The sequence below is a fragment of the Brevibacillus humidisoli genome (assembly GCF_020923435.1).
Classification (GTDB): Bacteria; Bacillota; Bacilli; order Brevibacillales; family Brevibacillaceae; genus Brevibacillus_E; species Brevibacillus_E humidisoli.
In genome coordinates this window covers 3955682-3980561 of record NZ_CP087263.1, presented here as the reverse complement: position 1 = coordinate 3980561, position 24880 = coordinate 3955682, and the positions used below count along the sequence as shown (strand labels likewise).

Sequence of the window (24880 nt, the reverse complement as noted above, 5' to 3'; positions counted from 1 at the left end):
CGCATTCTCATTCTGTCTCTCCTATCCAGGACAACAACAGACTTATTCACAGGTTACCCACAGGCTGTTGAAAACTTTACCTATAGATTCTATACTGGGGAAAGCAAATGGCTCATCTCGCATGAACAGGAAAGGAATTTCCGCTGATGAAAAAACAGATGAAGACGCAGGTTTGGCATGTGGACAAGCATGTGGACGAAAAAACGATTTATACACAGATTGTGGATGCAGCCCACTTGATCAGACAGGGAGAAGTAGTCGCATTCCCTACGGAGACCGTTTATGGACTAGGAGCCAATGCATTGTCTGAACATGCTGTGGAAAAAATATTCGAAGCAAAAGGGAGGCCTAGCGATAATCCACTGATTGTGCACATCAGTGATCTGGATCAACTCCCTATGGTTGCCAGGGAGGTGCCTGAGCAGGCCGAACGAGTCATGGAGGTTTTCTGGCCCGGGCCGCTGACGCTGATTCTGCCCAAGCAGATGGACGTGGCGGAGCGCGTCACTGCCGGTCTTGATACGGTGGGGGTGCGCTTGCCTGACCATCAGTTGGCTCGTGCGCTGATCCGGACAGCAGGAGTACCTGTTGCTGCGCCCAGCGCCAATCGCTCAGGGCGTCCCAGCCCGACGACAGCCCAGCACGTCCTTGTCGATTTGGATGGACGGATCGCAGGTGTCGTAGATGGAGGAAGCGCTGGTGTCGGCGTAGAATCGACGGTACTGGATGTGACGGTTGATCCGCCGATGATCTTGCGCCCGGGCGGGATTACCTTTGAACAGCTCAAAGAGGTTTTGAGCGAGGTCACAGTTGATCCGGCGATTGCCCGGGACACGGAGGCGCCGCGCTCACCCGGTATGAAATACGCACACTACGCTCCCCAAGGCGAACTATGGGTCGTTGACGGAGAACCGGAGCCTGCTCGGGAGCGTATGCTAGAACTATTGAAGAGCGCCTCAGAGGCAGGTCTGAAAACAGGGGTGCTGGCGACGAGAGAGACAGCCGACTGGTGGAAGCAGCAGCCAAGCGCCGGGCTGGTCCTCTCATGTGGAGCGGATGGCGATCTGTCCGCTGTCGCACGGGAATTGTACGCTTGTCTGCGCCGCTTCGATGAAGAGCAGGTCGCCTATATCGTGGCTCAAGCTTTTCCCCGAAGCGGTCTGGGAGCCGCGATTATGAACCGATTGGAAAAAGCCGCCGGCGGACGGGTGATCTGCGTCTAGCCGGTTATGTTTCCCCACTTGTCCGCATAAGGTGAAGGGACGGGAGGGGGAAGCAGGATGGACATCACTCTGATCCAGTGGGGCCAGTTCCTAACCTTTCTGATGATTGCAATCGCCCTTGGTATGGATGCTTTCTCTTTGGGAATCGGTGTCGGCATGGTAGGGATGAGGCTCAGAGAGGTGATCCGGGTCAGCGTGACAATTGGTTTGTTTCACATGGCAATGCCTTTGCTGGGCATTTTAGTTGGTATATACTTATCTGAAATGGTTGGCGATGTCGCCGTGCTCGTTGGCGGGGGAGTCCTGACCATGCTGGGAATGCATATGTTGTGGAACGGACTGTTTGGCAGTACTGCGCAAAGTATGATGCAACCGAGTGGCATCGGTCTGTATCTGTTTGCCTTTAGTGTCAGTCTTGATGCCCTATCGGTTGGACTTTCGTTTGGTCTGATGAATGTGAACAGACTTGTGGCCGTTACCCTGTTCGGCTTGATCGGTGGTCTCATGTCGGGCTTTGGTCTTCTGCTGGGGCGCAGAGTAGGCGGTTGGCTGGGAGGATACAGCGAACTGCTGGGCGGTCTGATCTTGCTTATTTTTGGAATCAAGTTCATGATGTAGGGACAGACGAGTGACAGATTCACAAGGAAGGGTGAAATGCAGATGCGCATCCTGTTTGTCTGCACTGGCAATACATGTCGCAGCCCGATGGCCGAAGCGCTGCTGCGCGACAAGCTAAAGGGAGTAGCGGGTGTGGAAATCAAATCAGCCGGTGTCGCTGCCTTTGACGGTGAAAAGGCGTCTGAAAACACGCTGCTCGCATTGGAACAACGAGGCATCCAACTGCAGCACTCCGCTCAGCGCCTGACAGGTGACTTGATGAAGTGGGCGGATCTGGTATTGACCATGACCCGAGGTCATAAACAAGTGATCTGTGATTTGTATCCCGATCGAGTGGACAAGGTGTTCACACTTAAGCAGTACGTCGGTTGGCGGGGGGACGAGGATGTAGCTGATCCATACGGCGGCAGCTTGGAGATGTATACCATCTGTGCTGATGAATTGAACCAACTGTTGGAGGAACTGCGAGAGATCCTCACCACTTCTCCTTCAAGGGAATAAGCTAACATCGTATTGCCAGCTGCCGTCTGGACAGCGGTTGTTGCCATAAAAAGCGAACGTTTTGCGAAATGGTGATAGAAAACATAAGGATTTTTATGGGAAGGACGGCAGGAATACGGTATAATAGACGAATACAAGACAGCGCAGACTGCACGGAAATGGAGGGTACAGATGAGAATTGCATTGGGTTCCGATCACGGTGGTTTCAGGTTGAAAGAAGAGATCAAACAGCTGCTGGCCTCGATGCAGATCGCGTATGAGGATTTTGGTTGTACATGTGAGGAATCGGTAGACTACCCGGACTACGCTCTGCCCGTAGCCCAAAAGGTGGCATCCGGAGAATTTGACAGAGGGATCCTGGTATGCGGGACAGGCATCGGGATGTCGATCTCGGCAAACAAAATACCGGGGATTCGCTGTGCGCTTGCCCATGATACGTTTTCGGCCCGCGCGACTCGTGAACATAACGATTCCAATATTCTGGCGCTGGGTGAACGGGTGGTTGGTCCTGGTCTGGCCCTTGACATCGTCAAGATTTGGCTGGAGACAGAGTTTCAGGGAGGGCGTCATGCTCGTAGGATCGAAAAAGTAAAGGAGATTGAGGCCAGTCATTTGGGAGTGAAGCAGGGTGGACCTGTCACTGGTTGAGCAGCAGGCTTTGACTGTTGTATCAGACGTACAGCGGATGGCTGATTTGCGCAGTGGCCAGATCTTAGTGATCGGCTGCAGCACGAGTGAGGTGCTTGGCGAACATATTGGGAAAGCTGGCAGTCAGGAGGTGGCTGCAGCCTTGTACCGGGCGTTTTCGCAGGTGCAGCAAGCATACGGATTTGCCCTTGCCTTTCAGTGCTGTGAGCATCTGAATCGAGCCTTGGTGATGGAGCGCACGACGATGGACGCATACGGCCTGGAGGAAGTATCGGTTGTTCCCGTGCCTTCTGCTGGCGGTTCGATGGCTGCATACGCGTACGGGCAGATGCAGTCGCCTGTCGTGGTTGAGCACCTGAGGGCAGATGCAGGCATCGACATCGGCGATACGCTGATCGGGATGCATCTGAGGCATGTAGCAGTCCCCATTCGGCCAACGGTACGTCAGATCGGGCAGGCTCACGTGACAGCAGCGCGTACGCGGCCCAAGCTGATCGGCGGCAGCCGGGCCGTATACGAACGGACAGTTGCCAATCAGAGCTGTCAATAGCGTGGGGATAAGTTTCCTGTAGGTTTGATCAAGCTTACATAACGAGGAGGAGAGAAGATGTTTGAATTTCTAAAAAAACAAGACCCGCAAATCGCAGAAGCAATCGGACTGGAGCTGGGACGGCAGCGGGACAAGATTGAACTGATTGCTTCCGAAAACTTTGTCAGCCGCGCTGTGCTGGAAGCAGCCGGCACGGTACTGACCAACAAATACGCAGAGGGGTATCCGGGCCGCCGCTACTACGGTGGCTGTGAATATGTCGACATCGCTGAGAACATCGCCCGTGACCGTTTGAAAGAGCTGTTTGGGGCAGAGCATGCCAACGTCCAGCCTCATTCAGGCGCACAAGCCAACATGGCGGTTTACTTGACTGTATTGAAGCCGGGGGATACAGTCCTGGGGATGAATTTGTCGCATGGCGGCCATCTCACCCACGGCAGCCCGGTCAATTTCTCCGGTTCGCTGTACAACTTCGTCGATTATGGTGTGGATCAAGAGACGCATCGAATTGATTATGAGGTTGTTCGCCAAAAGGCACAGGAACACCAGCCAAAGCTGATCGTGGCTGGTGCCAGTGCGTACCCACGTAAAATCGACTTTGCCAAACTGCGTGAAATCGCAGATGAAGTAGGCGCTTACCTGATGGTAGACATGGCTCACATTGCCGGTTTGGTGGCAGCGGGGCTGCATCAGAATCCGGTGCCTTACGCTCAATTCGTCACCTCAACGACGCACAAGACGTTGCGCGGGCCCCGTGGCGGTCTGATCCTCTGCAAGGAAGAATTCGCCAAAGCCATTGACAAGTCTGTATTCCCGGGTGTCCAGGGTGGTCCGCTGATGCACATCATCGCTGCCAAAGCGGTGGCATTCGGGGAAGCGCTGCAGCCCGACTTTAAAGAGTATGCCCGGCGGATCGTGGACAATGCCGTTGCTTTTGCGGAAGCGCTCCGAGCAGAAGGTCTGCAGTTGGTATCAGGCGGTACCGACAACCATCTGGTCCTGGTCGATGTGCGCAATCTCGGACTGACCGGCAAGGTTGCCGAACATCTTCTCGATGAAGTAAATATCACCACCAATAAAAACACGATTCCTTACGATCCGGAAAGTCCGTTTGTCACCAGCGGCATTCGGATGGGAACGCCGGCGGTCGCCACCCGCGGTTTTGATCAGGAAGCGATGAAAGAAGTAGCGGCAATTATCGCGTTGACACTGAAAAACCCCGAAGACAACGCTAAACACGATCAAGCTCGTCAACGGGTCGCCGCTCTCTGCTCTCGTTTCCCGCTATACCCTGGATTGGAAGTATAGCCGGTCTTGATACAAAAAAGATCACGCTACAGGCCGTTGAGCATTGCTCGGCGGCCTTTTGCTGTGAGGTGACCATAAAATAACACATGGACTGGTAAATCATTTCACCTCTGAATACGTTACAATAGAGTCAGATGAGGAGGAGAGATAATGACCGGATTGGCGAAAGTTTTTTGGGGACTGCTGTTAGTATTCTTTGACTTTCGTATCGAAGGATTTGACGTTTTGCCTGATGTTGCGGGGTTCATTGTTGTGTACCTGGGCTTCTCTCAGTTATCGGCCCACCACTCCTCGTTTCACAAGGCAAAGATTGCTTCACTGCCTCTGCTGGTATTATCGATTTTGGATTTGTTTTCCTTTCGGTTTCAATTCGAAATCGGCCTTTCGATCCCAAATGAATCGGGGGATGCAATCGGCCTGATCGTTGGACTTGCTGCCGCAGCCCTCTATCTGTATATGGTGTATCACCTATGCAAAGGGATTGAGCACATGGCCCAACGAGCCGGCTTTGTCGAACTTCAGCAGAAAGCGAACCGTAGGTGGCAGTACTATCTATGGGCCAACATTGTCATTTTGTTGTGCAGCATTTTGGCAGTTGGTGTGCCCATGTTGATTGGACCATTGATCATACCCCTCATAGTAGTGGGAGTGGTTGTCTACATTCTGATCCTCGTACTCGTCTATCAGGGTGATCAAGTGTTAAAAGTGTAGCAAGCTTTTGGGAGGGGAGAGTAGATGTGGAGATCTTTACCTGGATTGTGCTCTCGATCATCCATCTGCTGCTTTTGTACGTGATCATCATGGCGGCAATCGACGGTTCAGAACAGACCGCACTCTTGCGGGAGATTCGGGATATGCTCAAACAGCAGATGCAGACAGGCCAGCCTGAAGCTGGGGATCGGGAGAAGATGGACCCAAGCACAGAAGAATCAGACCGGAACTGTCCCGCATGCCGCCATGATCTGGCAGATACGGATGTAGAATGCCCCTCCTGCGGACTAGTGCTTGTCGACCCAGGAGATGATAACCCCCGTTAACCGGACGTCCCCGAGGAAAAATTGACGTTCCTGCGCGGCTCCAGTATCATAAGAAAAGCTTCGTTGAGACCGCAGCCCTCTTTACCAGATCGTCTGCGGCATGTACGAAGCGAGATAGCAAACCACACTGAAGCTGAAAAACGGGGGAGTTGCGATGAGTCGAGTCTATGTGTTTGACCACCCATTGATCCAGCATAAACTGACCTTTATCCGCGATAAACATACGGGTACCAAAGAATTCCGGGAACTGGTTGACGAAGTAGCCACCCTGATGGCCTATGAGATCACGCGGGATATGCCGCTGCAGGATGTGACGATTGAAACACCGGTTGCCCAGTGTCGAGCCAAGATGATCGCAGGTAAAAAGGTGGGGCTGATCCCGATCCTGCGGGCCGGACTCGGGATGGTGGACGGGATACTCAAGCTGATCCCGGCTGCGAAAGTGGGACATGTCGGATTGTACCGCGATCCGGAGACGCTAAAGCCGGTGGAGTACTATGTCAAACTGCCTTCAGACATTGAAGAACGCGACCTGATCGTGATTGATCCCATGCTGGCAACCGGCGGCTCGGCTGCCGCCGCCTTGACCGCGCTAAAACAGCGCGGCGCCAAAAATCTCAAGCTGATGTGCCTGATTGCTGCTCCAGAAGGCGTAAAGGTGATCCAGGATGAGCATCCTGACGTCGATATCTTCGTCGCTGCCGTCGATGATTATCTCAACGATCACGGTTACATCGTCCCAGGTTTGGGCGACGCCGGTGATCGCCTCTATGGCACGAAGTAGGTGGAGACCATGAATCAAATCAAAGTGATGACCGTATTCGGCACGCGGCCGGAAGCGATCAAGATGGCACCGCTGGTTCACGAACTGAACCGACATCAGGAAGAGATTCAATCACTGGTCTGTGTGACAGCCCAACACCGGCAGATGCTCGATCAGGTGTTGACGATCTTTGGGATTGAACCGGCGATTGATCTCAACATCATGAAGGAACGGCAGACATTGGCCGATGTGACGATCCGCGCTTTGGACAGCCTCCATCATGTGATCAAGGAAAACAAGCCGGACATCGTGCTGGTCCACGGTGATACGACAACCACTTTTGTAGCCAGCCTGGCCGCTTTTTACAACCAGGTGGCGATCGGACACGTGGAAGCGGGACTGCGCACCTGGGACAAGTACTCGCCGTTTCCAGAAGAGATGAATCGGCAGCTGACAGGCGTCATGGCTGATCTCCATTTCGCACCTACTGTTGGTGCAGCTGAGAATCTGCGACGGGAAAACAAACCGGAACAATCGATCTACATAACCGGAAATACAGCGATTGATGCGTTGAAAACGACCGTGCGCAGCGACTACCAGCATCCTGTGCTAAGCCAGGTGGCGGGCAAAAAAATGGTGCTGATGACCGCTCATCGACGGGAAAACCTGGGGGAACCGATGCGCCGTATTTTCCGTGCGGTACGTCGTCTGGTGGAGAGTTGGGAGGAGATCGCCGTCGTCTATCCGGTACATCTCAACCCGGCTGTACAGGAAGTGGCCTACGACGTGCTTGGCGATCATCCGCGCATCCACCTGATCGATCCGCTGGATGCGCTAGATTTTCACAACTTTGCCCGCCGGGCGCACCTCATCTTGACCGATTCAGGAGGTGTTCAGGAGGAGGCTCCTTCGCTTGGTGTCCCGGTGCTTGTGCTGCGGGATACGACCGAGCGGCCGGAGGGGATCGAGGCAGGGACGCTAAAGCTGGCGGGAACGGATGAAGGTCAGGTCTACGATCTGGCTGATCAACTGCTTCGCGACCCCGCCGCCTACGAAGCGATGGCCAAGGCGGCCAACCCGTATGGAGATGGAGCGGCCTCCCGGCGTATCGTCGAAGCGATTTTATACCATTTCGGCAAGCGCCAGAGCCCTCCGGACCCGTTTCAACCGGGGGTAGAGAGGCTGCCGAGCCGGTGATGGAATCACCATGTGATCACGATAGAGTGGATGCGAGGCGTTGGGCACAGCGCCTCGTTTTCCGTATCTCAAGCTGATGCCAGCAGCTGCCAGCCCATATAGGCAGCTACCCCCCAGATAATCACCGCAGACAGACGGTTGATCCACAGCAACCAACGGCCAGAGCCGTCAAACCGGCCGATCAGCCGGCCGCATACCGCCAGCCCGACGAACCAGATGAACGAGACAAGAATGCAGGAGGCGGTAAACACCCATTTGTCAGGTGAGTCGTACTGCAGCGAACTGGTACCGATGACGCCGATCGTATCCATGATCGCATGGGGATTTAACAGGGAAACGGAAGCGGCGAAGGCGATCTGCTTGCGTGGCGAAAACGGTTCTGGACGTTCCGCCTGCGACACACCTGCAGGAGAGCGCCAGATGGACCAGCCCATGTAAAGCAAAAACACCAATCCTGCTCCAAACAAGAGGGTCTTCAGCCAGACGACTTGCAATACGATCAGCGAGACCCCCAACACCGCCAACAAAATCAGCAGCATATCGCAGAGAGTGGCGGTCAGGACCGCGGGCACCGCTCGGATCAGTCGCGGCTGTGTCGCTCCTTGATTAAAAATAAAGACGTTCTGTACGCCGAGCGGCAAAATGAGTCCAAGTGCCAGCAAAAAGCCGTGTAAAAAGGCAGTTATCACAGCAGAAACGCTCCTTTCAAAGCAACCCCTGCTACCATCCTAAACGAAGGGTGATGAAAAATCTCCAGCCAATTGGATGGCATCACACCCAACCACTTTATTTGTTGGCCGGCACACATCGCACGGTGCGGAGTTGGTGCAAGGATCAGCGCAGAGAGGAGGGGATCGGTTGGTTACGTTTCGTTCAGATTGGAAACCGGATCGATCGTCTGTCGTACCACTGTACAGGCAGATCATCAATCACTTGCGAGAAAAAATCACCAGCGGTGAATGGCCTGTCGGCAGCAGGATCCCCAGCCAGCGGGTACTGGCAAAAGCCATGGGGGTCAACCGCAGCACGGTGGTGACAGCCATCGACGAGCTGATCGCCGAGGGATGGATCGAAGGGAAAACAGGCAGTGGAACCGTGGTGGTCGATAACAGTTGGCGGACCGTATCGGCTTTACCGCCAGACTGGAACCAGTATGTTAGCTCTGGTCTGTACCGCCCCAATCTGCCGACTATCCAGGAGATTAATCAAGCCGAGTTTCTGCCCGGCATGATTCGCCTTGGTACGGGGGAACTCTCTCCAGAGCTATACCCGTATGAGATGATGGCGGACATCCTGGGACGTCTGCCGGAGCGGATCCACTCGCTTGGTTACGAAGAGCCAAAAGGACTGCTGTTTCTTCGTGAACAGATCAGCCGCTATGTGGCCTCTTTCGGCATTCGGGCAACGCCAGATTCGATCCTGGTTGTCTCCGGGGCGCTGCAAGCCCTTCAGTTGATCTCGCTTGGCATTCTGCAGCAGGGGGCGACTGCTCTGCTGGAAAGGCCATCCTACCTCTATTCACTGCATCTTTTTCAGTCGGCCGGCATCCGTTTGGTCGGGGTACCGCTCGATTCACAAGGGATCGCGGTGGACCGTCTGGCGGCAGACATAAAGAAACAGAATGCCAGTCTGCTTTACACGATCCCGTCATTTCACAATCCGACCGGACTGGTAATGAGCGAAGAGCGGAGATCAGACGTACTGCAAATCTGTGAAGCGGAACGTCTGCCGATCGTAGAGGATGACGTATACCGCGAACTATGGATCGACCAGCCTGTACCTGCGCCGCTGAAGGCCCGCGACCGCAGCGGCTTGGTGCTCTACCTCGGCAGCTTGTCCAAAAGTCTCAGTCCCGGTCTTAGGATTGGCTGGCTGATCGGTCCCGAACCGGTGATGGAGAGGCTGGCAGATATCAAGATGCAGACCGATTACGGGTCTAGTTCGCTCTCTCAGTGGGCGGCTGCCGAATGGCTGGCGACTGGTTTCTACCAGCAGCATCTGGAGAGCATTAGAAGCCAACTCCGCCGCCGGAGGGAGATCGTGCTGCAGGCATTACAGCGCTGCTTTTCCGATCTGGCAGAGTGGACCGAGCCGCAAGGTGGTTTTTACATCTGGATGCGGCTGATTCCCCCGGTGCGGATGAGAGATCTGTTCGATAAAGCACGGGCAGCAGGCATCCTGCTTAATCCTGGAAGTTTGTACGACCGACACGCGACCGACCATCTCCGTCTTTCGTATGCTTACGCGAAAGAATCGGAACTGACGGAAGCCATTCATACGTTGTCCGTGCTGATCCGACAACAACGAAGTTCGCAATGAGCGGTAAGATAAGGAGTGCGTCCCACCAATTCCCTACGAAAAATTTGATCGGTAACGAAACAACTAGGGGAGATAGTACGTCTATACTTACTAGATGACCATGAGAGAAAGAGAGAAGGAACGAGTGGAACGGGAGGGGAGCAACAACTGTGAGAAGAAGACTACATAGACTGCTGTCACTGCTTACCGCCTCCGTTTTGGCGTTGGGGACGGTTGTGCCGACAGCTTCTTTGGCGGCTGAGGCGCAAGGGAAGACAGGCCCTTTGACTGAGCAGTGGAGTTCACCGATCGGGGAGGGGACGACGCTCTACAAGTACACCAAGACGCACGGAAACAAGCAGGCGGTTGTACACGTGACCAAAGTAGATCTGCGCAACCAGTACGTCGAAGTCAAGCCGGTGTACGGAACCGGCGGATTATTGACAGATAAACAAAACGTGACACAGATGGCCAATGAGAGCGGAGCAATAGCGGCGATCAATGCTGACTTTTTTGATATGAGCAAGCGAGGCGCGCCGTTCGGAATTGTCTTAAAGGACAAGCAACTGATCTCCTCGATGGGGCATATCGGCTATTGGTACAGTCTCGGCATCACGGAGGACAAGGTGGCCCATATCGAGCATCTTGGATTTAGCGGCAAGGTGACCGCAGAGAACGGCGCCAGCTTTCCGTTGCGGGGAGTGAACAAAGAGAAGTACAACCCGAGTGAAGGATACAGCCACTTGGATCAGTTGAACCTGTACACCCCGGCATTTGGCAGAACAAGCCTGGGCAAGATTGAGAATTATCAAAATGTAGTGGAGGTTGTGTTTCAAGACGGAGTCGCTACCGAGGTACGAGTGGATCAACCGGGCACTCCGATTCCGGTTGACGGATTCGTTCTCTGGGGCCAGGGATCGGCAGCCAATTACCTGCTGCAAAACGTCCCCGTCGGTTCGCGTGTGACGGTTGACTATGAGACAACACCGACCGATAAAGACTGGCTGCAGGCGGTCGGCGGACACGTCTTATTAGTCGACCAGGGAAAAGCATTGACTAGCTTTCGGGCAGATGACTATGTCAAAGGAGTAAATGCTCATTCCGCGGTCGGGATTTCACAAGATGGCAAAACCTTGTACATGGTGGCTGTGGAGGATAGTGCCAACAGCCGTGGTGTCAGCTTGCAGGAACTGGCTCAGATCCTGGTGGAATTAGGCGCCTGGCGCGCTGTCAACTTTGACGGCGGAGGCTCGACCACGCTGGCCGCCCGTCGGCTGTTTGACACTCAGGCAACGTTAATCAACCAACCCAAGGGTGGTTCCCAGCGGCGGGTACCGACCGGGCTTGCCGTATTTAATACAGCGCCGCCAGGAACACTCTCCAACTTCCAGATCTACGGCCCGTCAGAAGTGCTGATTGGCCAACAGGTGGAGTTTACGACCAAAGCGTACGACAATCACTACCTGCCATATACGATCAAGCCTTCCGAGATCCGCTGGGATGTTCCTGCGACGGACGCCGGTACGTTTGAAGGAAGCAAATTTACCGCCAAGAAAGCGGGAAATCTGACGCTGAGAGCAACGGCGGTCGGCGTGACCAAAACGAAAGAGGTCTACGTGATTACAGGGAAGGACGTCGCTGAACTGCGTATTGTACCGTCGGCGGTCAACGTCGCACTTGGTCAGACGGTTCCGCTGCAGGTGCAGGTGAAGACAAAACGCGGTCAGACGATCACCGCTTCACCGAAAAGCGTAAACGTAACCGTCAACTCCCCGCTGGCGACAGTGGATGATCAATTGCGGTTGACAGCTGGCAGCACACCAGGCCACACCACTCTGACGGTCTCTTACGACGGCGTGTCAAAGACCGTACCGATCAACATCGGGGAGCGGGAGCTGCCGTGGCTTACGTTTGACAACTTGAGTGGGCCGTACCACAGCGGTCATCCCGCATCACTGAACAACGCAGGTTCATTCACGTTGAGCGGGGAAGGCGAGCCGCTTTACCGTACGCGAAAGGCCGGCCGGCTGCAGTACAACTTCGCCGGAGTGCCAAATGACGACGTCCGGATCTCCTACGGACGGCTCGGCTCTGAGGCTGTCACCATACCTGGGGAACCGTTTGGCATGGGGTTGTGGGTATACGGCGACAGCAGCGGACACTGGCTGCGCGCAGAAGTGATTGATGCCAAGGGAGACCTGCACTATGTCGACCTGGCTGAAAAAGTGGACTGGACCGGTTGGCGGCAGGTGAGAGGCTACTTCCCGCCGGGAGCGCCTCACCCGCTGAAACTGCGCAGCATTTATCTGGTTAACAAGCCGGAAGAGACAGAAACCCGTCCGGAGCGTGGTACTGTCTACTTTGACGAAGTATCCCTCCTGTACCCGTACGATGCCAAGCAGCAGGTGACGGGCCGTGAGGTGCAGCCGGATACTCCTGGTACGCTCTCATTGGGGAAAGAGCTCAACCTGACATACTCGTTCCAGAGCGCAGCTGCTTTTCTGGAAACAGGACGAATTGGCGTGCAGTCCGTTGTCAAGCGTCAACTGCCTGGATACGTGCCGGCTGACTACTCCTTCAGCATCGAGGCGGTCACCTATAAACAGGGGCAGAACGACCAACTCACGATGCACCCAGTAACAGTAAAGCTAACTCCCAAGGAGTGGATCAAACGAAAAGGAATCGGACTGCTGTACGTCAATGAGCAGACCAACACGCTTGATCCACTGCTTGGCCAGATGGATCCTGACGGCAACTGGGTCTATCAGCTAAATGCGTATGGTACCTACATTCCGTATTATTTGGATATTCCGTCCAATCTGCCGTTTATGGATATCGTCAATCATCCGGCTCAGGCAGAGATCACCACGATGTACAACCAGGGGTACGTGAAGGGACTGACCGCAGACGCTTTCGGCCCGGAAGTAGCGCTGACCCGGGCACAGTACGTCACCTTGCTGGCCCGCGTATACGGATGGAAACTGCCGGAGAAGCCGAATCCAGGCTTTAAGGATGCGATCCCTGCCTACGCACAGGGTGCTGTACAGGCGGCGGTAGCGAAAGGACTGGTGAAAGGATATCCAGACAAAACCTTCCGCTCCGATCAGCCTGTTTCCCGGGCGGAGGCGGCGGTGATTCTCGATCGATTGATCGGGACGAAGCCGTCGACGACGGTCCAGCTTGCTGATCAGGATAGCTGGCCCGACTGGGCAGCCGTTTCCATACGCAACGTAGTCGGACTGGGGTTGATCGATCCGCTGAACGAAAAGTTTGAAGCCGGCCAACCGACAACCCGAGCTGTGTATGTCGTCGCCCTGTACCGTCTGTTGAACGAAACATAAGTATATGCGAGATTCTTACACGACCACACCTGCATGATTCAGGTGTGGTTTTTTTGATATTCGTTACAATCCGGATGTTGATCTGATTACGGACACGATCTGTTTAAAATGTAAGACAAAGTAAAAGATTTACTGAATATTCCGTTTTGAGATTGACAGAGATGGAAGGTGTTGTAATAATTTAGATAAAAAAATCTAATACATCCATCATTTTCTACCATTCTGGTTGTCCTTCCTTTTCTGCCAAATCGATCGTCGTCATCGCTGAGATGGGGGATCGATGGCTCTCTCCTTGGTGCGTACTCCTTATGTATGAAATTGTGCAGGTATGACAGAGGAAGAGGTGAAACATGGCGGCAACATCGACTAACTTACTGCTTGAAGTAAAACATCTTCATGCCGGATTTGCCATCGACGGCAGTTTTTACAACGCGGTAGATGACGTCTCTCTCACGGTGGAACCCGGCAAGATCGTCTGTATTGTTGGGGAGTCGGGCTGTGGAAAAAGCGTCTTGGCCCTGTCGATCATGAACCTTCTGCCGAGTGAGTCGGGTAGAATCGCCAAAGGCGAGATCCTATTCCGAGGCAAGGAATTAACCTGTCTGTCCCAAGAGGAGATGAACCGGATTCGCGGGATGGAGATCGGGATGATCTTTCAAGAGCCAATGACGGCACTAAACCCCGTATTTACGATCGGCTTTCAACTCCAGGAATGTCTTTTGAATCATCAGAATATTGGCAAGAGAGAAGCGAGAAAGAAAAGTGTTGAATTGCTCAAACAAGTGGGGATACCCCGTGCTGAAAAGGTAATCGACGAATACCCACATCAGTTATCCGGAGGGATGCGGCAGCGGGTGATGATCGCTATGGCGATTGCCTGCAACCCCCAGCTATTGATCGCCGATGAGCCGACGACTGCCCTGGATGTGACCATCCAGGCTCAAATCCTCGAACTGATCAAACAGGTTCAGCAAGCGGGCGACATGTCCGTCCTGCTGATCACGCATGACTTGGGTGTGGTCGCAGAGATGGCTGATGAAGTGATCGTGATGTACGCCGGTCAGATCGTGGAGCAGGGAGCAGTGGACGACATTTTTCACGACCCCAAGCATCCCTATCTGCGCCAGCTCTTAAAAGCGATTCCCCGGTTGGATGAGGATCGCAGCCGATTGGATTCGATCGGGGGCATCGTCCCATCTCTGAAGCGGATGCCACGCACCAGCTGCCGTTTTGCCGGTCGCTGTCCGGAGGCGAAGACAGACTGTTATCAGCTTGATCCACAGTTGGCCCATGTCGGCAGAAACCACCAGGTGCGCTGCCTGTTATACAGAGAGAGCTATCCCGCCAAGGAAACGGGGGCCCGCACATGAACCGTTCGTCCACGCCCAACTATCTGCTGGAAGTAAAGAACCTGAAAACTTATTATCCGATTCGCGGCGGGTTTTTCCGCCGGAAAATCGGAGATGTAAAAGCGGTCGACGATGTCTCGTTTGAATTGGCGTACGGTGAGACGCTCGGGCTTGTCGGCGAGAGCGGTTGTGGCAAGTCGACGACTGGGCGCAGCATCCTCCGCCTGACCGAACCGACGGACGGAACGGTTACGTTTCAAGGCAAAGAGATTACCCAACTAAAGGGGCGGGAGCTGCGCTTGATTCGTCGAGATATGCAGATGGTATTCCAGGACCCCTACGCTTCCCTGAACCCGAAAATGATGGTCGGCAGTCTCATCTCCGAACCAATACGCAACTACACCGGCCAGAGCGAAAGCCAACTGAAGCAGGAAGTATGTGAACTGCTCAGCAAAGTAGGACTGCCAGAGGATGCTTATTACAAATACCCGCACGAGTTTTCCGGCGGGCAGCGTCAGCGGATCGGCATCGCACGGGCGCTTGCCCTGAAGCCAAGGTTAATCATAGCCGACGAACCGGTCTCTGCCCTGGACGTATCGGTACAATCGCAGGTGCTCAACTTGCTGCAGGACCTGCAGCAAGACTTTCAGCTCACCTACCTCTTCATCGCCCACAACCTAAGTGTGGTCAAACACGTAAGCGACCGGATCGGCGTGATGTACCTTGGCAGGCTGGTCGAGATCAGCGATAAGCAGAGTCTGTACACGGACCCGCTCCATCCATACACACAAGCCTTATTGTCGGCGATTCCCATACCCGACCCGCGCCAAAAAAAGGAACGGGTGGTCCTGCAGGGTGACGTGCCCAGTCCGGAGCGTCCGCCGCAGGGGTGTGCCTTCCATCCGCGCTGTCCGCATGCGTTTGCTGAGTGTCGCCAGGTTCGCCCTGTGATGAAGGAGGTGAAGCCGGGACACAAAGTGGCCTGTCATCTCTATTAGCACGGCAACAAAAGATATGAGGGGGTAAATCATAGTGAAGAAAACCAATTCGATCATATTGTCGCTGCTGCTGGCACTTGGTCTTGCCATCAGCGGCTGCAGCAGCCAACCGGCGACGAATGGCGACGGTCAAGGCAATAATCAAACGGAAACCACTACGCCATCTGAGAGCGATACGGAGCCGCCAAGCAGCGAACCCAAGTATGGGGGTACCGTCACCTATGGATTTAACATACCTTTTAAAGGATTGCTGGAACGCGGGCTGTACGAAGGCGTCGACGACGACAAGATTCTCTATTTTATGATGGACCCGCTGTTTAATACGGGCGACGACCTGCGTGTCTATCCTTATATTGCGGAATGGACAGAATCGGAAGACCATAAAACCTTTACCTTTACGTTTAAAAAGGGTGTCAAGTGGCACAACGGTGATGAGTTGACCGTAGAGGATTGGAAATACGCTCTGGAGGTAATCGCCCACCCTGATTACACTGGTCCTCGCTACTCAAATGTCGAGATGATCGAAGGGGCGCAGGAGTATCACGAAGGGAAAGCATCTGAAATCTCCGGCATCAAGGTGATCGATCCTTATACCATTGAGCTCAAAATGAAGAAGGCAGCGGTCAACACGATCGACAACCTCTGGGCATACCCGATGCCTAAAAAATACTACGAGGGCATAGCGGTCAAAGACCTGCAAAACGCACCGCAAGTGCGCCAGAAGCCGATTGGGACGGGACCGTTTAAAGTGAAGAACATCCAGCCGGGTGAGTTTGTCGAGTTGGAACGCTTTGACGACTACTGGCAAGGCAAGCCGTACCTTGACGGGATCGTCTACAAGGTAATAGATGGTGCCCTGGCTACCAGTCTGCTGCAAAACGGCGAGATCGACATGACCGACGTTCCGCGAAGTCAGGTGAAAGAAGTGGAGAAGCTGGACAACGTCTACATCAAAGAGGAAGACGAACTGGGCTACGCCTACATCGGCTTTGACTTTGGACACTGGGACAAAGCGCAGGAAAAAGTGGTCATGGACAATCCCAAGTTTCAAAACAAGAAACTGCGCCAGGCTTTTTACTATGCGATTGATCGGCAAGCAATGCTGGACGCTTTTGAAAACGGCAAAGGTACTTTGATCCAGGCGCCGATGCCGACGGTGAGCTGGGCTAAAGCTCCCGAGTCCGAACTAATACCGTACGAGTATAATCCTGAAAAGGCGAAGCAGCTGCTTGACGAGGCTGGGTACAAGGACGTGACCGGTGATGGGATGCGCGAAGATCCCGAGGGTAAGAAGTTTACCGTCACACTTCATGCCATGTCGGGTACCGAGGTATCGGAACCGCGGGCACAGGCGACGATTCAGTTTCTGAGAGACGTCGGCATCGACGCCAGCTTGAACGGCGGTTCACTCAAAGAGTTTAACCTGTTCTACGACATGATCGACAACGACGACCCATCTGTTGAACTGTTTGCTGGTGCCTGGGCCTTGGCCAGCGACCCTGATCCGACAGGACTGTGGAAGAGCACAGATATCTGGAACCTCCCTCGCTGGTACAATGAAGAATCCGATCGGTTGATCGAAGAGGGAATCGGTGAAAAAGCATTTGACCCAGAATACCGGAAACAGGTCTATATTAAATGGCAGAAGCTGGTCAACGAAGAAGTGCCGATGATTTTCCTGTACTCGCGCAAAGACATCAACGTGATCAACAAGCGGCTGCAGGGCGTCCATACCAACTCGTTCGCCAACAACCTGTATTCGCACAAGTGGTACGTGACCGATTAGATTGAAGCATGCGGCAGAGAGGGGGAAACGACGATGCTCACGTACACACTGAGGCGATTGGTAGGTATGATTCCCCTCCTTTTTCTGATCTCGATCGTGGTGTTTTCCCTGGCAAAGATGATGCCGGGGGACGCTCTGACGGGCCGAATCGATCCGACCAATGTCAAACCGGAGTACCTAGCCGAGATGAGAGAAAAACTAGGGTACAACGATCCGATTCACGTCCAGTACCTGCGCTGGATCTCAGGCGTGCTCCAGGGTGATTTTGGCGAGTCTTTTATTCATAAAATGCCGGTGTCCCAGCTGATGGGACACCGACTCTCCAACACGATTTTTTTGGCGCTGCTCTCCTTGTTGATTACGTACGCCATCGCTTTTGCCGCCGGCATCTACGCCGGCCGCAAGTCATACACGCTCGGGGACAATCTGGTGATGGCTCTCAACTACATCGCGTATGCCGTCCCCTCTTTTTTCGCGGCGATTGTGGCGATTTACATCTTTGCCATTCTTCTCGGTTGGGTACCAGCCAGCGGCACGATCAGCGTTGGGGCAGGAGATGACTGGCTGTCGTCTTTTCTGGATCGGTTGAAGCATGCCATCTTGCCTGCGTTCTGTCTGGGGCTTGTTCAAACGGCGCAGTACACGCAGTTTTTGCGCAATGACATCATTGAGAGCAGCCGCAAAGACTACGTGAGAACGGCCAGAGCAAAGGGAACGAGGGAAAACCTGGTCTACAACCGGCATATCTTGCGCAACTCGCTGATTCCCATCGTCACGTTTCTGGGCATCGATATCGGGGTGCTGCTCAGCGGGGCGGTGGTGACGGAGCGGATCTTCGTCTATCCAGGGGTAGGCTCGCTGTTTATCGACTCCATCAGCAACCGGGATTACTCGGTGGTGATGACGATTACGATGATGCTATCCGTCATGACACTGGTGGGCAATCTGATCGCCGATCTGCTGTACGGGATCGTCGACCCACGAATCCGGCTTGAATAGGGGGGATGATGGTGCAGCCGATACCCGTGAGAGAACAACCTGACGTACCACGAAACATAGCTCCGTCCAAAAGTCCATCCCCTTGGATGATCGCCAGGAGAAAGTTTCTGCGCAACCGGTTGGCGATGGCCGGATTGGCATTTCTCATCGTTACTGCAGCGCTCTCTTTTCTCGCACCTTATGTGACGACAGAAGACCCGACCAAGCTGAACATTCGTCAAATCAATCAGGCGCCGAGTGCCGAACATTGGTTGGGGACGGACAAAGGCGGCCGGGATGTATACACCCGCCTGCTGTACGGTGGCCGGGTTTCTTTGACCATCGGCTTATCCATCTCGCTGCTGGTCATTCTGGCGGGTACCGTGATTGGAGCGACCGCCGGCTACTTCGGCGGAAAAACGGATAATCTGCTGATGCGTTTCACCGACTTTATCCTCAACTTCCCGCTGCTGCTGTTTGTGATTGTGTTCAGTGCGATCTTTCAAGGTTCAGGAGTCCTGACGCTGATCCTGGTGATTAGTGCGCTGAGCTGGGGTTCTACCGCCCGGCTGGTGAGAAGCAAAGTGCTTGCCGAGAAGGAGAACGAGTACATTTTAAGTGCCGTCTCCATCGGCTGCACGCCGCTGCAGGTGATTGTCAAACACCTGCTGCCCAACGTCGTTTCCACGATTATCGTGCAGTTCGTCTACCTGGTCGCGACGATGATCGCGGTGGAAACGGCACTCAGCTTTCTCGGTTTTGGGGTGCAAGCGAATGTTCCCAGTTGGGGCAACATGATGTCGGATGCCATCTCCCCGGAGGTGATCCGCAATCAATGGTGGGTATGGGCCCCTGCAGGGACGCTGATCACCCTGACGATTCTTGCGATCAACTTCGTCGGTGAAGGGTTAAAGGATGCGTTTAACCCCAAATCGCAACGGTGAGCAGAAGACGGTTCTCCTTATATGGGGGAACCGTTTGCTTTTATACAACTAGAAATGATGATCGTGAGTCACCAATCTTTGGCATCGTCAACACGCTGGGCGAAAATCAAACGTTACGGAAGAAAAAAAACAGCGTAAGCGAAAGCCTTGGCAGTGCCTACAGAGTCGGAGCGAACCTGTTTTTCTTTTTGCCCACCCCTTTTGTTCGACATTAGGAAAAACTCGCATGTTAATAAGGGTAAGCAAGTAACGAAGTGAAGTACCTCTTACGGGCAGTTTGGCACAGAACGATTGCATCGGAACGGATTTATTGGGAACTATTTCCTACTACTCTTGTCCGATTTTTCCATTCGATATTTTTTGACATAATACTTCTTGATTATAAAAAGATAGACACAAATAGACTATGAGGGGAAAGTGAAATGGGAAAATTACATGTAAAATCGTTTGTCAGCGGCGTTTGCATCGGATCGGTCCTGTTTGCCGGGATGGCCTATGCTTCCGCCAGCAAGGTGCTCAGCCTTGATGTCGTCCAAATGCCGACCACGTTTTATTTTGATGGAATTCCGAAATCGCCGCCCGAAGGTCATGAGAGCTTCCTCTACAAAAACACCAACTACGTACCGCTTCGGTTCATCGCCGAAAATCTGGGCGAATCCGTGATCTACGATGCCAAAACCGCATCCGTCTACATCGGTGAACTACCCTCCGTTCAAATGTTGTCCAAGCTGCAGGCAGTTGAACTGGTCCGCCAACTAAACAGCCAACAACTTCCTCCCAACGCCATCGTCGAGTATCATCATACGAATGAAAACGGCCATTATGTGATTCATGTTTATTCTGAATACGTCAACAACTTCTCGACAGGGGATTCCTACACGCGGTCATACGGCTGGTTTGTTGTAAATCCCAGCAGTGGCGACGTGCAGAAAATTTTATAGTAGAAGAGTTGTAACTGTGGCATGGTACCATTACCTTGGGAGGCTGCGACAAAAACAGGGAGCAGGAAACATCCAGTGGTAAGCAGAATCAGGTAGTAAGAAAACGCTATCATGTGCCAAGGAGGGTGTCGCGATGAGCAACCGGGAAGTGGTCATTGTCAGTGCGGTGCGGACCGCAATCGGAAAGTTTCAAGGTTCTCTTTCGACTGTAGCCGCCACCAGACTGGGAGCGGTGGTGCTGGAGGCTGCATTGCAGAAGGCAGGTGTTGCCAAAGAACAGGTGGATGAAGTGATCATGGGCAACGTCCTGCAAGCCGGTCTGGGACAGAATCCAGCAAGACAGGCGGCGATTCAGGCGGGTCTGGCTCAGGAAGTTCCGGCGATGACGATCAACAAGGTGTGCGGATCAGGGTTAAAAGCGGTCCATCTGGCAGCCCAGTCGATTCTGTTGGGTGATGCTGATGTGGTGTTGGCTGGCGGCATGGAAAACATGAGCCAGGCTCCTTACCTGCTGGAGGGCGCTCGCGAGGGATACCGCATGGGTGATCAGAAGGTCGTGGACTCGATGATCCGCGACGGCCTGTGGTGTGCTTTTAACGACTACCACATGGGGATTACCGCAGAAAACATATGTGAACAGTACAATCTGACGAGAGCGGAACAAGACGAGTTTGCTGCATGGAGCCAGCAAAAAGCACTGCAGGCGATTGCGGAAGGACGCTTTCAAGATGAGATCGTGCCGGTTCCGGTGCCGCAGCGCAAAGGAGATCCTGTACTGTTTGAAGTTGATGAAACACCGCGCGAAGGGATCACGGCTGATTCCCTGTCTAAACTGCGGCCTGCTTTTAAAAAGGACGGCCAAGTTACGGCGGGCAACGCTTCAGCGATTAATGACGGAGCAGCCGCTCTGCTGTTGATGTCCCGCGCAAAAGCAGACGAACTGGGTGTCAAACCGTTGGTCCGCCTGGTGTCCAATGCGAGTGCCGGCGTCGACCCCAAGATCATGGGGATCGGTCCGGTTCCAGCCACCAAGCGTGCGTTGGAGAAAGCGGGACTCTCTTTGGAACAGCTCGATCTGATCGAGGCCAACGAAGCATTCGCAGCCCAATCACTGGCCGTTGGCAAAGATCTGGGTATTGATCGGAGCAAACTAAATGTGAACGGCGGAGCGATTGCATTGGGTCACCCGATTGGTGCCAGCGGTGCCAGAGTGCTTGTCACCCTGATCCATGAATTACAAAAACGGGATGGGGCAAAATATGGATTAGCGACACTCTGCATCGGCGGTGGATTAGGTGTGGCCAGTATCGTGGAAAGGCTGTGACAAGCCACTTAAACTCATGGAACGAGCCTGTTTTGCAAGCAATTGTGAACGGTTTGTGTACAGTAAAGCAGGCAAGTTGACAACATGAATAAACCAACGTTAATATGGATGAGGGCAATTGGCATTTCTGCCTGCCCTCTCCTTTTGTGGAAGGGGAGAATCTGTTTGCCAAAACCGAAACTAGATAACCCGTGGCAGGCCATTGCCCTGGTGAGTGTGATCGGTGTTGACTTGGCTATCTCCGTGATGGCCGGGTTTTGGCTGGGCCGTTATCTGGACAGCTGGCTGCAGACAGATCCGTGGCTGATGCTGCTCGGGATACTCGCAGGATTGGCCGCAGGCGTATACAGTGTATACTTGCTCATACGCTCGTACTTATAGGGGTCCTGCGATGCAAACCTTTTCAACTCAAATGCGTTTGGTCTTTATGTATGCATTTCTCTCGTTGGCAGTGGTGGCGATCCTCTGGGCTGCATTGCCTGGTTCTCGCGTTTTTTTGCAAAGCCTGTTCCTCGGGATGATCGGCAGCACGATCAACGGCGCTGTTCTGTTCGCCAAGACCTGGAGGGTAGGACAAGCGGCGGTCGATCCGCGCATCCGTGCGAGGGGAACCGGGATGCTGCAGCGCTTTTTGATTGCCAGCATGGCCATATACTGTACGATCGCATTTCCTCAGTACTTTGTCCTGTCAGGGGTGCTGATCGGATTGTTCCTCATCCAACTGCTAAGTGTTGTTACGTTTCTAATCCGCTCCTTTTGACGATAGTGCAGTCCACTTTTCCTTCTGATACCCCATTTTCGGGGAAACCACACATCTGATTTACGATTTATTCGGCAGAAAGGGGTGAAAACATGGGTCATTATTCTTTGCGATTTGAGTGGGCAGGCATGGTGTTTGATATCCCGACCATGATCATGATTGTTGTGACTTCCCTGATCGTGTTCCTGCTCATCCTTGGGTTGACGCGCAACATGACGGCTGGTGTGCCGAGAGGGGCGCAGAACTTCATGGAATGGGTGATCGAGTTCGTCAAAGGAATTGCGATGAACTTTATGGATGCAAAAACCGCAGCTAAGTTTGTCCCGCTTGGGTTGACGCTGTTCCTCTACATCTTTATCGGCAACCAGCTGGGTGTCATCCTCAACGTGAACACAGCTCACTATGAGGTGAGCGAGAACCTGATGGAGTACCTGACCGTTTCCGGTACGGAGGAACAAGCAACAGCAAAACGGGAAGAGATTGAGCATGAACTGGCTGAGGGTCATCCGGTCCACATCGCCTGGTGGAAATCTCCGACAGCGACGACCAGCGTTACCTTCACTCTTGCGCTTTTCGTTTTGTTATACGCTCATTATCTGGGGCTGAAGAAAGGACCGGGTTCCTACTTCAAGCACTACTTTGAGCCGAATCCCGGAATCTTCCCGATACACGTGCTGGAGGAGTTTGTGATTAAACCGCTTACGCTCCCGCTTCGTCTATTCGGTAACATTTTTGCGGGTGAGGTGCTGATTGTCTTCCTGCTCTCTGCAGGGCTGTTTGCATCGCCGGCACTGGCGGTTTGGCTGGGTTACTCGGTATTTGTAGGCGCTATCCAGGCGTTTATCTTTACGACGCTGACGATGGTATATATCTCACAAAAAGTGAGCCATCACTAAAGGCAAGGATCAAAATCTCTATTATTTGAAAATCTTGAGGAGGTATTTACACAATGGAAGGATTGGCTTTGGCAATTGGCGTTATCTTTGGTCTCGCTGCACTTGGAGCAGCAATCGGAAACTCTGTCGTTATTTCCCGTACCATTGAAGGGGTAGCTCGTCAACCGGAATCTCGCGGTTCGCTGATGGGTCTGATGTTCCTTGGTCTCGGTCTCGTAGAGGCTGTGCCGATCATCGCGGTAGCAGTAGGTTTCCTGCTCTACACCAATCTGTAAGGTATCTTTCATACGATTTCGGCGGGGGTTCAACCTTCGCCTCTCTTTTGTAAGCGCATGTTTGACTGGGAACATCGTTGTTAGGTAGGAAGGAGTGAATCGAATGCTCGATTTAGGAGCGATTTCGTTTGAAGCAGGGACAATGCTGTTTCAATTGATCGTCTTTCTGGTGCTTATTTTTCTCGTCACCAAGTTTGCACTGAAACCGGCTATGTCCGTTATGGAAAAGCGTCGTCAGCACGTGGCAAATGAAATCGAGGCGGCAGAGCGGAACCGGCAGGAAGCGGAGGCGCTGCTGGCAGAACAACGCCGTCTGCTGGATGAAGCTCGGCTAGAAGCAAAAGAGATTCTTGATCGCGTAACCAAACAAGCGAACGACGAATCTGCCCGCATCGTCGAGGAAGCGAAAGCAACTTCCGAGCGCCTGAAGGCGGATGCAAGCGCCGATTTGGCCCGCGAAGTGGAAAAAGCGAAAGCAGAATTGCGCGACCAAATGGCGGGTCTGTCCGTGATGCTGGCTTCCAAGATCATCGAAAAAGAACTGGATGAAGCGACGCAGAAAGCAAATATTGACCAATTCTTGAAACAAGTAGGGGATCGCTTATGAGTGGAGCTGTAGCCAAGCGCTACGCGCGTGCACTCTTCGAGGTGGCAAATGAGCGAGGGCTGATTGATGCCGTAGAGGCGGAGGTGAAGCTGGCTGCTGTGACGCTTCAGACCAATGAGGAAGTTGCCAGTGTCATGACTCATCCGCAGATTCCCGTGGAGGAAAAGAAGCAGTTGGTCAGCGACCTGTTTCAGGCCCATCTCTCTCAAGAGACGCTCAACCTGCTGCTGATTCTGATCGAGAACGGCCGTCAATCCCAATTGAGCGATATCGCCAAGGCCTATGTTACGTTGGCCAACGAAGCGCGCGGCATTGTTGATGCCGTTGTGACTACGGCGAAACCGCTGTCAGAGCCGGAACAGGCGGAGATTGCCGAGCAGTTCGGAAAGGTTTTGGATCGCACATTGCGCGTTCAGACTGTCGTCAACCCGGCGATTCTCGGAGGCGTTGTGGTCCAAATCGGCGACCGTCTGTATGATGGCAGCTTGAAGACCAAGCTGGAACGTTTTGCGCATCAAGTATAACGATGTTTGGATGA

The 24880-nt window shown here is 53.5% G+C and carries 26 protein-coding genes; 25 read left to right on the top strand and 1 reads right to left on the bottom strand.

The features are described 5' to 3' along the window. Window positions 1–146: 146 nt before the first annotated feature. The 10 genes from LOK74_RS19455 (at window position 147) to wecB (ending at window position 7845) form a co-directional block, all read left to right on the top strand. Entirely contained in the window at window positions 147–1223 is a 1077-nt protein-coding gene (locus LOK74_RS19455) for an L-threonylcarbamoyladenylate synthase (protein WP_230043649.1), read from the top strand. 57 nt (window positions 1224–1280) lie between these two features. Continuing rightward, window positions 1281–1841, top strand: coding sequence for a manganese efflux pump MntP (locus LOK74_RS19450; RefSeq protein WP_230043648.1), 561 nt, complete (start codon window positions 1281–1283; stop codon window positions 1839–1841). Between the two features lie 42 nt (window positions 1842–1883). Next, window positions 1884–2342, top strand: a complete 459-nt coding sequence (locus tag LOK74_RS19445) for a low molecular weight protein arginine phosphatase (protein WP_230047065.1) — start codon at window positions 1884–1886, stop codon at window positions 2340–2342. A gap of 171 nt (window positions 2343–2513) precedes the next feature. Next, window positions 2514–2990 carry a ribose 5-phosphate isomerase B gene (rpiB, locus tag LOK74_RS19440; RefSeq protein ID WP_230043647.1) on the top strand — a complete coding sequence of 159 codons (477 nt, stop codon included), beginning with the start codon at window positions 2514–2516 and terminating at the stop codon, window positions 2988–2990. Continuing rightward, a complete protein-coding gene (locus tag LOK74_RS19435; RefSeq protein ID WP_230043646.1) occupies window positions 2971–3540 on the top strand; it encodes a TIGR01440 family protein in 570 nt (189 codons plus the stop codon). Before rpiB ends, LOK74_RS19435 begins: the two co-directional genes overlap by 20 nt. 57 nt (window positions 3541–3597) lie before the next feature. Then, window positions 3598–4848 carry a serine hydroxymethyltransferase gene (locus LOK74_RS19430; protein ID WP_230043645.1) on the top strand — a complete coding sequence of 417 codons (1251 nt, stop codon included), beginning with the start codon at window positions 3598–3600 and terminating at the stop codon, window positions 4846–4848. 150 nt (window positions 4849–4998) lie between these two features. After that, on the top strand, window positions 4999–5559 hold the full coding sequence (locus LOK74_RS19425; protein WP_230043644.1) for a hypothetical protein: 561 nt from the start codon (window positions 4999–5001) through the stop codon (window positions 5557–5559). Between the two features lie 26 nt (window positions 5560–5585). Then, entirely contained in the window at window positions 5586–5885 is a 300-nt protein-coding gene (locus LOK74_RS19420) for a TFIIB-type zinc ribbon-containing protein (RefSeq protein ID WP_230043643.1), read from the top strand. A 154-nt stretch (window positions 5886–6039) separates the two neighbouring features. Then, window positions 6040–6669: a uracil phosphoribosyltransferase gene (gene upp, locus LOK74_RS19415; protein WP_230043642.1), complete on the top strand. Its 630-nt coding sequence runs from the start codon at window positions 6040–6042 to the stop codon at window positions 6667–6669. Between the two features lie 9 nt (window positions 6670–6678). Beyond that, window positions 6679–7845 (top strand): non-hydrolyzing UDP-N-acetylglucosamine 2-epimerase, encoded by a 1167-nt coding sequence (gene wecB, locus LOK74_RS19410; RefSeq protein WP_230043641.1) that lies wholly within the window; start codon window positions 6679–6681, stop codon window positions 7843–7845. Window positions 7846–7913: 68 nt separating this feature from the next. On the opposite strand, the gene LOK74_RS19405 is transcribed toward wecB, so the two are convergent. Further along, entirely contained in the window at window positions 7914–8534 is a 621-nt protein-coding gene (locus LOK74_RS19405; protein ID WP_230043640.1) for a LysE/ArgO family amino acid transporter, read from the bottom strand. Between the two features lie 76 nt (window positions 8535–8610). Between LOK74_RS19405 and pdxR the strand changes: the two genes are divergently transcribed. The 15 genes from pdxR (at window position 8611) to LOK74_RS19330 (ending at window position 24866) form a co-directional block, all read left to right on the top strand. Continuing rightward, complete coding sequence (pdxR, locus tag LOK74_RS19400) at window positions 8611–10164, top strand: MocR-like pyridoxine biosynthesis transcription factor PdxR (protein WP_420908692.1); 1554 nt, start codon at window positions 8611–8613, stop codon at window positions 10162–10164. A 149-nt stretch (window positions 10165–10313) separates the two neighbouring features. Continuing rightward, the gene (locus LOK74_RS19395; RefSeq protein WP_230043638.1) at window positions 10314–13484 is read left to right on the top strand and encodes a phosphodiester glycosidase family protein; all 3171 of its coding nucleotides are present in this window, start codon (window positions 10314–10316) and stop codon (window positions 13482–13484) included. A 350-nt stretch (window positions 13485–13834) separates the two neighbouring features. Further along, window positions 13835–14854 carry an ABC transporter ATP-binding protein gene (locus LOK74_RS19390; protein WP_230043637.1) on the top strand — a complete coding sequence of 340 codons (1020 nt, stop codon included), beginning with the start codon at window positions 13835–13837 and terminating at the stop codon, window positions 14852–14854. Next, complete coding sequence (locus LOK74_RS19385; protein ID WP_230043636.1) at window positions 14851–15831, top strand: ABC transporter ATP-binding protein; 981 nt, start codon at window positions 14851–14853, stop codon at window positions 15829–15831. The genes LOK74_RS19390 and LOK74_RS19385 overlap by 4 nt, the downstream gene beginning before the upstream one ends. 34 nt (window positions 15832–15865) lie before the next feature. Further along, window positions 15866–17617 (top strand): oligopeptide ABC transporter substrate-binding protein, encoded by a 1752-nt coding sequence (gene opp4A / locus LOK74_RS19380; protein ID WP_230043635.1) that lies wholly within the window; start codon window positions 15866–15868, stop codon window positions 17615–17617. Window positions 17618–17650: 33 nt separating this feature from the next. Beyond that, the gene (gene opp4B, locus LOK74_RS19375) at window positions 17651–18616 is read left to right on the top strand and encodes an oligopeptide ABC transporter permease (protein ID WP_230043634.1); all 966 of its coding nucleotides are present in this window, start codon (window positions 17651–17653) and stop codon (window positions 18614–18616) included. Between the two features lie 8 nt (window positions 18617–18624). Continuing rightward, complete coding sequence (opp4C, locus tag LOK74_RS19370) at window positions 18625–19539, top strand: oligopeptide ABC transporter permease (RefSeq protein WP_420908691.1); 915 nt, start codon at window positions 18625–18627, stop codon at window positions 19537–19539. A gap of 422 nt (window positions 19540–19961) precedes the next feature. After that, the gene (locus LOK74_RS19365; RefSeq protein ID WP_230043632.1) at window positions 19962–20480 is read left to right on the top strand and encodes a stalk domain-containing protein; all 519 of its coding nucleotides are present in this window, start codon (window positions 19962–19964) and stop codon (window positions 20478–20480) included. 133 nt (window positions 20481–20613) lie between these two features. Further along, the gene (locus tag LOK74_RS19360; RefSeq protein WP_230043631.1) at window positions 20614–21804 is read left to right on the top strand and encodes an acetyl-CoA C-acetyltransferase; all 1191 of its coding nucleotides are present in this window, start codon (window positions 20614–20616) and stop codon (window positions 21802–21804) included. A gap of 165 nt (window positions 21805–21969) precedes the next feature. Next, entirely contained in the window at window positions 21970–22185 is a 216-nt protein-coding gene (locus LOK74_RS19355; RefSeq protein WP_230043630.1) for an AtpZ/AtpI family protein, read from the top strand. A 10-nt stretch (window positions 22186–22195) separates the two neighbouring features. Next, window positions 22196–22564 carry an ATP synthase subunit I gene (locus LOK74_RS19350; RefSeq protein WP_230043629.1) on the top strand — a complete coding sequence of 123 codons (369 nt, stop codon included), beginning with the start codon at window positions 22196–22198 and terminating at the stop codon, window positions 22562–22564. Between the two features lie 92 nt (window positions 22565–22656). Next, window positions 22657–23460, top strand: coding sequence for a F0F1 ATP synthase subunit A (atpB, locus tag LOK74_RS19345; RefSeq protein ID WP_230043628.1), 804 nt, complete (start codon window positions 22657–22659; stop codon window positions 23458–23460). Between the two features lie 53 nt (window positions 23461–23513). Next, the gene (gene atpE, locus LOK74_RS19340; RefSeq protein WP_230043627.1) at window positions 23514–23735 is read left to right on the top strand and encodes a F0F1 ATP synthase subunit C; all 222 of its coding nucleotides are present in this window, start codon (window positions 23514–23516) and stop codon (window positions 23733–23735) included. A gap of 103 nt (window positions 23736–23838) precedes the next feature. After that, complete coding sequence (gene atpF / locus LOK74_RS19335; RefSeq protein WP_230043626.1) at window positions 23839–24342, top strand: F0F1 ATP synthase subunit B; 504 nt, start codon at window positions 23839–23841, stop codon at window positions 24340–24342. Next, a complete protein-coding gene (locus LOK74_RS19330) occupies window positions 24339–24866 on the top strand; it encodes a F0F1 ATP synthase subunit delta (protein ID WP_230043625.1) in 528 nt (175 codons plus the stop codon). The genes atpF and LOK74_RS19330 overlap by 4 nt, the downstream gene beginning before the upstream one ends. The last annotated feature ends 14 nt before the right edge of the window (window positions 24867–24880 follow it).

Coding starts and splice junctions, on each gene's coding strand:
- LOK74_RS19445 (WP_230047065.1), top strand. CDS start 1,884: ATGCGCATCCTGTTTGTCTGCACTGGCAATACATGTCGCAGCCCGATG.
- rpiB (WP_230043647.1), top strand. CDS start 2,514: ATGAGAATTGCATTGGGTTCCGATCACGGTGGTTTCAGGTTGAAAGAA.
- LOK74_RS19385 (WP_230043636.1), top strand. CDS start 14,851: ATGAACCGTTCGTCCACGCCCAACTATCTGCTGGAAGTAAAGAACCTG.
- LOK74_RS19365 (WP_230043632.1), top strand. CDS start 19,962: ATGGGAAAATTACATGTAAAATCGTTTGTCAGCGGCGTTTGCATCGGA.
- LOK74_RS19450 (WP_230043648.1), top strand. CDS start 1,281: ATGGACATCACTCTGATCCAGTGGGGCCAGTTCCTAACCTTTCTGATG.
- atpB (WP_230043628.1), top strand. CDS start 22,657: ATGGGTCATTATTCTTTGCGATTTGAGTGGGCAGGCATGGTGTTTGAT.
- opp4C (WP_420908691.1), top strand. CDS start 18,625: ATGGTGCAGCCGATACCCGTGAGAGAACAACCTGACGTACCACGAAAC.
- LOK74_RS19360 (WP_230043631.1), top strand. CDS start 20,614: ATGAGCAACCGGGAAGTGGTCATTGTCAGTGCGGTGCGGACCGCAATC.
- atpE (WP_230043627.1), top strand. CDS start 23,514: ATGGAAGGATTGGCTTTGGCAATTGGCGTTATCTTTGGTCTCGCTGCA.
- wecB (WP_230043641.1), top strand. CDS start 6,679: ATGAATCAAATCAAAGTGATGACCGTATTCGGCACGCGGCCGGAAGCG.
- LOK74_RS19330 (WP_230043625.1), top strand. CDS start 24,339: ATGAGTGGAGCTGTAGCCAAGCGCTACGCGCGTGCACTCTTCGAGGTG.
- LOK74_RS19430 (WP_230043645.1), top strand. CDS start 3,598: ATGTTTGAATTTCTAAAAAAACAAGACCCGCAAATCGCAGAAGCAATC.
- opp4B (WP_230043634.1), top strand. CDS start 17,651: ATGCTCACGTACACACTGAGGCGATTGGTAGGTATGATTCCCCTCCTT.
- LOK74_RS19350 (WP_230043629.1), top strand. CDS start 22,196: ATGCAAACCTTTTCAACTCAAATGCGTTTGGTCTTTATGTATGCATTT.
- LOK74_RS19425 (WP_230043644.1), top strand. CDS start 4,999: ATGACCGGATTGGCGAAAGTTTTTTGGGGACTGCTGTTAGTATTCTTT.
- LOK74_RS19390 (WP_230043637.1), top strand. CDS start 13,835: ATGGCGGCAACATCGACTAACTTACTGCTTGAAGTAAAACATCTTCAT.
- atpF (WP_230043626.1), top strand. CDS start 23,839: ATGCTCGATTTAGGAGCGATTTCGTTTGAAGCAGGGACAATGCTGTTT.
- upp (WP_230043642.1), top strand. CDS start 6,040: ATGAGTCGAGTCTATGTGTTTGACCACCCATTGATCCAGCATAAACTG.
- LOK74_RS19455 (WP_230043649.1), top strand. CDS start 147: ATGAAAAAACAGATGAAGACGCAGGTTTGGCATGTGGACAAGCATGTG.
- pdxR (WP_420908692.1), top strand. CDS start 8,611: ATGGCATCACACCCAACCACTTTATTTGTTGGCCGGCACACATCGCAC.